Source organism: Streptomyces sp. UNOC14_S4, assembly GCF_020740835.1.
Taxonomy (GTDB): domain Bacteria; phylum Actinomycetota; class Actinomycetes; order Streptomycetales; family Streptomycetaceae; genus Streptomyces.
The window spans coordinates 1-9,000 of sequence record NZ_JAINFC010000314.1; the positions used below are offsets into that span (position 1 = coordinate 1).

Sequence of the window (9,000 nt, forward strand, 5' to 3'; positions counted from 1 at the left end):
CCCCGGAAGCGGGGGCTGGGGGCGTAGCCCCATCAGCCCCATCGGGGTCCGGGGCGGAGCCCCGAAGGGGGTCTGGGGGCGCAGCCCCCGGAGAAAACTCTTCCCACCCACAGCAACCCCCACCGGAAACCGGCGGAGCCACAACGCAAGGAGCCCCGCACCAAAGGTGCGAGGCTCAAAGCATGCGCATCGGGGGGTACTGCGCGCTGCGGCTCGGGGGCCGTGTGGGGTGGGTCAGGCGGTCGCGTTGCGTGCCCGGTTGCGAGCGGCGCGGCGCTTCATGGCGCGGCGCTCGTCCTCGCTGAGGCCACCCCAGACGCCGGAGTCCTGGCCGGACTCGAGCGCCCACTGCAGGCACTGCTCCATGACGGGGCAGCGGCGGCAGACGGCCTTGGCTTCCTCGATCTGCAGCAGCGCAGGACCGGTGTTGCCGATGGGGAAGAACAGCTCGGGGTCTTCCTCGCGGCAAACGGCGTTGTGACGCCAGTCCATGGCTGCTCCATCTCCTCGTAATGCGGCTACGTTGCTTGTACGTGGCTTGTGAATGTGAACGCTTTCACGAATCCCCCCGCAAGGGAAGGGCTGACGCCCAGCCGAAACTGGGGTAGTCCAAAGTAAAGGGAGGGGGTTCGGGTCGTACCGGGATGCCCTGATGAGGGGTTGTCCCGATCGCCACGTAGAGACTCGCAAACCTCGGCGGCGGATACAACCCCTTCTGGAAAGTTTTTTTTGATTCCTCGGTGTCGGCTAGGTCACAGCCGTACTTCCAGGGGGTGGAACCCAGCCTAAACGTTCGAGTGGAAGGACTTTAGGCCCTGGCACTCACACAATCACACGCAGTGCACGGCGAACGCCTGTGAACGTCACGCTCGTACGCAGTCCGAGGTGGTCACCGTCCATCTGGAAGGGCAGCGGAACCTGCGAATGCAAGGTGAACGCGGTCTGGTCGTGCAGGGACACGGCATGTTTTCCGTGCGGCCCCTTGTCGGGGGTCGACGTCATCAGCTGTGCGATGTGCCGGCCCGCCGCCGCCGTGGACAGTTTGGTGAATCCGAGCACGTCAAGGGCGGTGTCGAAGGACGCGCGCGGCGAGGCGTAGATCGGCCGGTTGCCCAGGTACGACCACGGCGCCGTGTTGCAGATTATCGACATGACGAGATTCTCGAGTGGCTCCTCGCCAGGCCGTTCGAGGGTGATCGTGCCGTGCCGCCGGTTCGGCTCGCCGAAGAATTGACGGACCACTTGTCGCACGTACAGGGCGTGGGTCGAACGCTTGCCGCGCTCGCGCTGCTGCTCCACCCGGCCCACGACGCCCGCGTCGAAGCCGAAGCCCGCGCAGAAGGTGAACCAGCGCTCCGGAACGCCCTCGTCCGCCGTGCCCGGGGTGCCCGCTGCGAGCCCGAGGCCGACCGTGCGCTCGCTGCCCTCGCGCAGCGCGTCCAGCAGGGCGCCCGTGGCCTCGACCACATCGTTGGGCAGGCCCAGCGCGCGGGCGAAGACATTGGTGGAACCGCCGGGCACCACGGCCAGCCGGGGCAGGCCCTCGGGGTCGGGGCCGCCGTGGAGGAGCCCGTTGACCACCTCGTTGACCGTGCCGTCGCCGCCGAGCGCGACCACGAGCTCCGTGGAGCCGCTCTCCGCGGCCCGGCGCGCCAGGTCCCTGGCGTGCCCCCGGTACTCCGTGGTGGCGACCTCCAGCTTGAGGTCGCTGGCGAGCGCGTGCACCAGGACATCACGGGTACGGGCACTGGTGGTGGTGGCCGACGGGTTGACCACAAGAAGCGCACGCATGCGCGCCAGCCTACCTACCTGTCGGTACACGAACGGTCCCAGCCCCGTAATCAACCGGTGTCCCGTGGCTCACACCGCGTCCGCGCCTGGCCCGTCACGGAATGTGCCAGGGCTACCCTGGCGTGGTGAGCAGCAAGCAGTCCGCGCCGAAGTCCACCCGCAAGGGCCCCCGCACGCCTGTGCCCGCGGCGCCCGTCGCCGAGCCCGCCGCGGGTCCGCGGCCGCGACGCATCGTCTGGGCGGCCGCGTCCTGCGGGATCGAGGGGCTCGCGCTCCTGATCGGCGGGGTGTATCTGCTGGTCATGGGCGTGCTCGGGAAGCCGCAGAGCCCCCAGCAGGCGGAGATGCTCGCCGTGACCGTGCTCGCCCTGGCCGTCCTGCCGCTGGCGGCGGCGCGCGGCCTGTGGCAGCTCAAGCGGTGGAGCCGCGGGCCGGCGATGGCCACGCAGATCATGGCGCTGCCGGTGGCTTGGACGCTGTGGAACGGTGGCGGTGTGCTGATCGCCTGCGGCGTGCTGTTGGCGGTGGTGGCTGTGGTCACTTTGGGGTTGGTGGTGAACCCCACCGCCACGGAAGCGCTCGGGATCGGCCCGCGCGAAGGCTGACGCGCGGTGCGCGCCCCGTAAGGGGCGCGGGGAACTGCGCGACCAGCCCCCACCGGCCCGCAGACGCACGAACGGGGACCGGGGCGGAGCCCCGGCTCCGCTTACTCCTCGATCAGCAGCCGGTCCCGCAGCTGGGCCAGTGTGCGGGCCAGGAGGCGGGAGACGTGCATCTGGGAGATGCCGACCTCCTGCGCGATCTGCGACTGGGTCATGTTGCCGAAGAACCGCAGCAGCAGGATCTTCTTCTCGCGCGGCGGCAGGTCCTCCAGCAGTGGCTTGAGCGACTCGCGGTACTCGACGCCCTCCAGCGCCTCGTCCTCCGCGCCCAGGGTGTCCGCGACGGCCGGGGACTCGTCGTCCGTGTCGGGGACGTCCAGGGAGAGGGTGCTGTAGGCATTGGCGGACTCCAGCCCCTCCAGTACCTCCTCCTCGGAGATTCCCAGGTGCTCGGCGAGCTCGTGCACGGTGGGGGCGCGGCCGTGCCGCTGCGAGAGCTCCGCCGTGGCCGTGGTCAGGGCCAGCCGGAGCTCCTGGAGGCGGCGCGGCACCCGTACCGCCCAGCCCTTGTCCCGGAAGTGCCGCTTGATCTCGCCGACGACCGTGGGCGTCGCGTAGGTCGAGAACTCCACCCCGCGGTCGGGGTCGAAGCGGTCCACGGACTTGATCAGGCCGATCGTGGCGACCTGGGTGAGGTCGTCGAGCGGCTCACCGCGGTTGCGGAACCGCCGGGCCAGGTGCTCCACCAGGGGCAGGTGCATCTGCACGAGGTGATTGCGCAGCTGGGCGCGTTCGAGCGAGCCGTCCGGCAGCGACCGCAGCTCGACGAACAGGGCACGGGCCCCACTGCGGTCCTGCGCGGTGGGGTGCTGGTGCCACTGCTGCTGATGCTCTTCCATGTGGTCCGCCCGCTCTGGTGGGTCGCTCGCCTCGCCCGGCCCCGGCAGCACCGGATCACCCGGTTCCGCCGGCAGCTGCCGGGCGGGCTGCTGCGGGATGGCCGGGGTACGCACTCCCCGCGACGATGCAGTACTCACGGAGCCCCCTCTTTCGTCACGGCTGTCCGGGGCCGGCGCCGCGCTCCTTGTACAGGCTGATGCTGACCGTCTTGTCGTCCCCGACCGTCGAGTCGACCTTGCCGGCCAAGGCGGAGAGCACCGTCCAGGCGAAGGTGTCGCGCTCGGGCGCCCGGCCGTCCGTGGTGGGGGCCGAGACGGTCACCTGCAGGGCGTCGTCGATGAGGCGGAACACGCAGCTGAGTACGGAGCCGGGCACGGCTTGTTGCAGAAGGATCGCGCACGCCTCGTCCACCGCGATGCGCAAGTCCTCGATCTCGTCGAGGGTGAAGTCCAAACGGGCCGCGAGGCCGGCGGTCGCCGTCCGCAGCACCGACAGGTAGGCACCCGCAGCGGGCAGCCGGACTTCCACGAAGTCCTGGGTCCCGGGCTCGCCTGCGATCTGGGACACCCTCACCTCCAAGGTGACACAAGCTTCTTGAGCTGTAACGGGCACCGGCCCCGCTGCCGGCCCCTTCGTCGGAAGGGGTCTCGCGCGGCCCGGTGCGGCACATGGTCCGGCTGCGACGCTATCGCGATCCGCCGTTCCGTGGAGCGGCCCCGCGACTGTCACTCATGGTAAACCCATGAGTACGGACAGTCGCTAGGGTCTGGCGGTCTCAAATCGAAAGAGCAGTCGCCTGGTTGGGATTTTCGTCACTCTGCGCGAGCGCCGCAAGAGTGTGGAGCGGTTCTCCGGAAAGTCGTTGCACTGTCCATTCGCTCATCGGCTCGGCGCCCAGCGACTTGTAGAACCCGATCGAGGGCGCGTTCCAGTCCAGCACTGACCATTCGAAACGCTGATAGCCGCGGTCCACGCAGATCCGCGCGAGCGCCGCGAGGAGGGCCTTGCCGTGGCCTCCGCCGCGCGCCCGCGGCCGTACGTAGAGGTCCTCCAGGTAGATACCGTGCGTACCCGTCCAGGTGGAGAAGTTGCGGAACCAGAGCGCGAAGCCGACGGGGTCGCCCGCCGCGATCCCGTCCTCGACGACGGTCTCGTCACTCTCCGCTATCAGTGCGAAGGCCGCGGGGCGCGCTCCGAACAGGGCCTCGCGCAGCTGTTCCTCGGTCGCCTTCGCTTCCTCCAGCGCCCGTTCGTACTCCGCCAGTTCGCGGATCATGGCGTGCACGACGGGGACGTCGGCGGGGGTGGCGGGTCGGATCATGTCTGCATGTTAAGACTTGATCCACGGTTCACCAGAGGCGAGCTGTGGATTGCACGCGGTGCGGGGGCGGGCTTTCCGGTGCGGTCACGCACAGGGCGTGGCTCGTCCGGGGTTGCTCGGCGTCGCTTTCCGGCGGTTCGGTGAGCAGAGGTCGCCCGCTGACAGGGGACTGCCACGTGACCAGTACCCCGGGGGGTGTTCTGGCGCGGTGTGGTTGACTCACGCAGGGCTTCTTCCAGCCCTGTGGCGAAGATGATCTGTGCGTGCCGGGACAGAACGGCGTCCAGGTATGCGGTTTCGGGGGCGCCTGTGTCCTTGAAGCGGACGAAGACGGCCAGTGCGGCGGACACGAGGTCGCGCTTGCCGACGAGGCCGCAGGAGGTGCACCGGTGCTCACGGTCCCGCAGTGTCTTGGTGACGCGCTCGCCGCACAGGCAGTACTGGGACAGAGCTGTGGTCCAGGTGGAGGCCCGGACGAGGCGGCCTCCGGCGGCCCGGCATTCCTTGTCCAGGGCGTTGATGAGCATGCTGGGCGTGGTCTGGGAGAGGCGTTTGCCCCACAGCTTGTACCAGGTGCGGATGTCGCAGTCCTCCGCCACCAGGTTCGGCCCGTGGGCGGTGATGATCTCCCTCGCCACAGCCCGGGCGCGGTGGCGTCGGTGCTCGGCAGCACCGACGGTGGTCTCTGCCTGGCGAGCACGCATCCGACGGTAGTCGGCCGACAGCCGATCACGGCGGAACGCGCGCCTCGGTACCCCATCGTCGCGGGTGGTACGGGCACCGCCGGGGACGGTGACTTTCTTCTCCGGCAGGCCCCCGGCAGCGCGGCGTTCGGCCCGGTGCTGCTGCTTCTTCGACAGCCTGTACTGTGCGGCGTTCGTCGCCCTGCGGGAGCGTTCCAGCGCCCTGGCACGGCCCCGGCGTTTCCGCGCTTCCCTCTCCAGCCGTGCCTTCTCCTCCCTGGTGAGTGTGATCTCGGAGGACTTGGCCCGCCCCTCCGCGGGGTCCAAGGAAGCGGGGAAGGAGACGACGGAGAGGTTGGAGACGTTGCCGTCCACACCGCCGATCCGGTTGAGCTGGGCGGCCTGTTGCCGCATCCGGCGTACGGCAGGGGAGGCGTATCCGGGGCCGAGGACCGTCAGATGCGCCTCATAGACCCAGCCACCTGGCGCGGACGACTTCCGGCGGCGCACGAGATCCACCTTGTGCCAGCGGCCGGGGTCGCCGAGGAAGTGCTCGGCCCTGGCCCACTGCCCTGCCCCCTGGGGGAGACGGACCGGTAGTACGAGATCACCCCGGCTGGAGTCCGGCCCGCCGGTGAACACCACGGCGAGGGGGCCGGTGTGGTCCCACCAGGTGGCTTTGCGCATGCCGGGCTTGCCCGATGCGGCGACCTTGCCCGTGGGCACGGTGCCGGTCGGGACAGTGGGCTTCGGCATCCGCAGGGGTTGCGTCAGTGTGCGCTGGGCGTCGGCGCAGTAGTCCATGGTGTGGCCGTGGAGGGTGCCGACGAGCCGGAAGGTCTCCCACTTGTTCGCGGTGGTGTGGGAACGGGCGCGGCCCGGAATCCGGGTGAAATCATGCCAACGCCTCACCTTCGGGCGTCCGGAGCGCTTGCCGCTGGTATCCGCGAACAGGTGCCGCTGTACGCCGTTCCACACCTCATCGGCCATGTGCATGGCCAGGGCCTTCGAAACATGGTGCTTGAGGTGCCCGGCGTTCTCCAAGTGTCGGTAGGCGCAGCGCTCCAAGGCCTCACGGGACAGGCCGAGACGCTGCCGTACGGCCTTCGCTCCGTCGCGGTCACGCTCGCGCCTGGCCGCCCAGTAAGCATCGACCTTGGCGCGGGCGTCACGCTGGACGGCCCGCTTGACGGACCACATCGCGCCGAACAGTTTCTCCAGCCGGTCACGGTCAGCGGGGTCGGTGACGGCCAACGGCAGCACCATCACCGACATCATCCCGTCATCGGGCCTGGTCCACTTCGGGGCCTTGTTCTTCCCCCGGAACCTCCGCGTCCGGGCAGCCTGCACCACCGTCACCCCCCATCGAAAACGAGCTGACTTGCGGTACACCACATTATGGGTTCGGTCATGACGGTCGGGGCGGAATGCTTCCAATAGCGGCAATGATTCCCAGACATGCAGATGCCTGGTAGGCGACAGGACTGCCCTTCACGGTCGGCGGGGGCGTCCGGCAGCAGGGTGGCGGGCCGCACGCGGTGCCCTCAGACGATGCGCCGGTGCGCGTAGCACCAGCGCCAGCTCTGTCCCGGCTCGAAGCTGCGCATGACCGCGTGCCCGGTCTCCTCGAAGTGCCGGGTCGCGTGCTGGTACGGCGAGGAGTCGCAGCAGCCCACATGCCCGCAGACCAGGCACAGCCGCAGCTGCACCGGATGGCTGCCCGCCACCGCGCACTCCGGGCACGTCTCGCTCCTCGGCTCGGGCTCGGGGCGCGGCAGCTCGGTAATGTGCGGGCACTCGCTCATGATTGCCAGACTAAAACGACCGACCGGGTGGTTCGAACGGAGAGGGGTCGGGGCCGGTGGACGTCATGCCCCTGCTGATGCTCGTCGCGGCCAGCGCCGCGGTCGCCGGAGCCGCCCGGCGCACACCCGTGCCCGCGCCCCTGCTGCTCGTCGCCGTCGGGCTGCTCGCCTCCTACGTGCCCGGGGTGCCCGAGTACGCCCTCGACCCCGGGATCGTGCTGCCGCTGCTGCTGCCGCCCCTGCTGCACACGGCCGCGCTCGACAGCTCGTACCTCGATCTGCGTGCCAACATCCGCCCCGTGGCCCTGCTGTCGGTCGGCTACGTCCTCTTCGCGACCCTCGCCGTCGGCTGGGTGGCCTATCTGGTCGTCCCCGGCATGCCGCTCACCGCCGCCCTCGTGCTCGGCGCCGTCGTCGCGCCGCCCGACGCCGTCGCCGCCACGGCGATCGCGCGCCGCCTCGGCCTGCCGTCCCGGATCACCACCATCCTCCAGGGCGAGTCCCTGGTGAACGACGCGACCGCGATCACCGCCTACAAGGTCGCGCTCGCCGCGGCCGTGGGGGAGGGCGCCACCTGGGGCGAGGGCCTGCGCGAGTTCGCGGTCGCGTCGGTCGGCGGCGTCGCGGTCGGGCTGCTGCTCATGGTGCCGCTGCACTGGCTGCGCACCCACCTGCGCGAGCCGCTCCTGCAGAACACCCTTTCCCTCCTCATCCCCTTCGCCGCCTACGCGGCCGCGGAGGAGGTCGAGGCGTCCGGGGTGCTCGCCGTCGTGGTCGTCGGCCTCTACCTCGGGCACCGCTCCTGGCAGGTCGACTTCGCGACCCGGCTCCAGGAGGCCGCGGTCTGGCGCATGGTCGCCTTCGTTCTGGAGTCCGCGGTGTTCGCGCTCATCGGGCTCCAGCTGCCCGTGGTGATGCGCGGCCTGGGGACGGGGCTGGGGCAGGCCGCCCTCTGGTACGCGTCCGCCGTCTTCGCCGCCGTGGTCGCGGCCCGCTTCGTCTGGGTCTTCCCCGCGACGTTCCTGCCGCGCGCCCTCTCCGCCCGTATCCGCGAACGGGAGCCCGACACCACGTGGAAGGCGCCGCTCGTGGTCGGCTGGGCCGGGATGCGCGGGGTGGTCTCCCTCGCGATCGCCTTCTCGATCCCCGAGACCACGCACGGCGGGCAGCCGTTCCCGGCCCGCAACCTGGTCCTGTTCCTCACCTTCACCACCGTCATCGGCACACTGGTCGTCCAGGGCCTCACCCTCCCCCCGCTCATCCGGCGCCTGCGGCTGCCCGCGCCCGACCCGAGCGCGGTGACCCTCGCCGAGGCCCAGGCCCAGAGCGAGGCGTCCCAGGCCGCGGAGCGCCGCCTCGACGAGCTTCTCGCCGACCCGCGCAACACGCTGCCGGAGCCGCTCGCCGACCGGTTGCGGTCCGTCCTGGAACGGCGGCGCAACGCGGTGTGGGAGCGGCTCGGCGCGGTGAACGAGCTCTCGGGGGAGTCGGCGGACGACATCTACCGGCGGCTGGCGCGGGAGGTGATCGGGGCGGAGAGGGAGGTTTTCGTGCGGTTGCGGGACGCTCGTCGTATCGACGACGAGATGCTGCGCAGCTTGCTGCGCCGGTTGGATCTGGAGGAGGCGGCGGCTTACCGGGAGGAGATGGAGCCGTGAGGTGTTGTCCGGGGTGGGTGCGCCTACCGGGGTGCGTCTTGCGCTTGGCGCGCGGCTGCGGCCCGCTGCGCGGCGCCTATCGGGGTGCGTCTGCGCTGCGCGTGCGTCTGCGGGCCGGTGGGGGCTGGTCGCGCAGTTCCCCGCGCCCCTGATGGGGCGCGCCCTGCGTCTTACCTTCCCGTTTGTGGGCAGGCGTTCCGCACGGCTGGGGGCACCTCCCGGACGGAGTCTGGGGGAGGG

9 protein-coding genes are annotated in these 9,000 nt (G+C 70.4%); 2 read left to right on the top strand and 7 right to left on the bottom strand.

Features of this window, described 5'->3' with window-relative positions:
• Positions 1-234: 234 nt before the first annotated feature.
• Positions 235-492 (bottom strand): WhiB family transcriptional regulator, encoded by a 258-nt coding sequence (locus K6I34_RS24570; RefSeq protein ID WP_004937597.1) that lies wholly within the window; start codon positions 490-492, stop codon positions 235-237.
• A gap of 330 nt (positions 493-822) precedes the next feature.
• Complete coding sequence (locus K6I34_RS24575) at positions 823-1,791, bottom strand: diacylglycerol kinase family protein (protein ID WP_229328517.1); 969 nt, start codon at positions 1,789-1,791, stop codon at positions 823-825.
• Positions 1,792-1,892: 101 nt separating this feature from the next.
• Between K6I34_RS24575 and K6I34_RS24580 the strand changes: the two genes are divergently transcribed.
• Positions 1,893-2,396 (top strand): hypothetical protein, encoded by a 504-nt coding sequence (locus tag K6I34_RS24580; protein WP_238489694.1) that lies wholly within the window; start codon positions 1,893-1,895, stop codon positions 2,394-2,396.
• Positions 2,397-2,497: 101 nt separating this feature from the next.
• On the opposite strand, the gene K6I34_RS24585 is transcribed toward K6I34_RS24580, so the two are convergent.
• The 5 genes from K6I34_RS24585 to K6I34_RS24605 form a co-directional block, all read right to left on the bottom strand.
• Positions 2,498-3,430 (bottom strand): RNA polymerase sigma factor SigF, encoded by a 933-nt coding sequence (locus tag K6I34_RS24585; RefSeq protein ID WP_374231001.1) that lies wholly within the window; start codon positions 3,428-3,430, stop codon positions 2,498-2,500.
• 16 nt (positions 3,431-3,446) lie between these two features.
• Entirely contained in the window at positions 3,447-3,860 is a 414-nt protein-coding gene (locus K6I34_RS24590; RefSeq protein WP_121799588.1) for an anti-sigma regulatory factor, read from the bottom strand.
• 208 nt (positions 3,861-4,068) lie between these two features.
• Positions 4,069-4,614 (bottom strand): GNAT family N-acetyltransferase, encoded by a 546-nt coding sequence (locus K6I34_RS24595; RefSeq protein ID WP_229328519.1) that lies wholly within the window; start codon positions 4,612-4,614, stop codon positions 4,069-4,071.
• Complete coding sequence (locus K6I34_RS24600; protein ID WP_229328520.1) at positions 4,611-6,563, bottom strand: transposase; 1,953 nt, start codon at positions 6,561-6,563, stop codon at positions 4,611-4,613. Before K6I34_RS24600 ends, K6I34_RS24595 begins: the two co-directional genes overlap by 4 nt.
• A 278-nt stretch (positions 6,564-6,841) precedes the next feature.
• Entirely contained in the window at positions 6,842-7,102 is a 261-nt protein-coding gene (locus tag K6I34_RS24605; protein WP_229328521.1) for a UBP-type zinc finger domain-containing protein, read from the bottom strand.
• A gap of 56 nt (positions 7,103-7,158) precedes the next feature.
• On the opposite strand from K6I34_RS24605, the gene K6I34_RS24610 reads away from it, so the two are divergent.
• The gene (locus K6I34_RS24610; RefSeq protein WP_229328522.1) at positions 7,159-8,760 is read left to right on the top strand and encodes a Na+/H+ antiporter; all 1,602 of its coding nucleotides are present in this window, start codon (positions 7,159-7,161) and stop codon (positions 8,758-8,760) included.
• Positions 8,761-9,000 lie beyond the last annotated feature (240 nt).

Bases quoted from the DNA above. Each gene is read 5' to 3' on its own strand.
- K6I34_RS24570 (WP_004937597.1), bottom strand. From the start codon at position 492: ATGGACTGGCGTCACAACGCCGTTTGCCGCGAGGAAGACCCCGAGCTG.
- K6I34_RS24575 (WP_229328517.1), bottom strand. From the start codon at position 1,791: ATGCGTGCGCTTCTTGTGGTCAACCCGTCGGCCACCACCACCAGTGCC.
- K6I34_RS24580 (WP_238489694.1), top strand. From the start codon at position 1,893: ATGTGCCAGGGCTACCCTGGCGTGGTGAGCAGCAAGCAGTCCGCGCCG.
- K6I34_RS24595 (WP_229328519.1), bottom strand. From the start codon at position 4,614: ATGATCCGACCCGCCACCCCCGCCGACGTCCCCGTCGTGCACGCCATG.
- K6I34_RS24600 (WP_229328520.1), bottom strand. From the start codon at position 6,563: ATGGTGCTGCCGTTGGCCGTCACCGACCCCGCTGACCGTGACCGGCTG.
- K6I34_RS24605 (WP_229328521.1), bottom strand. From the start codon at position 7,102: ATGAGCGAGTGCCCGCACATTACCGAGCTGCCGCGCCCCGAGCCCGAG.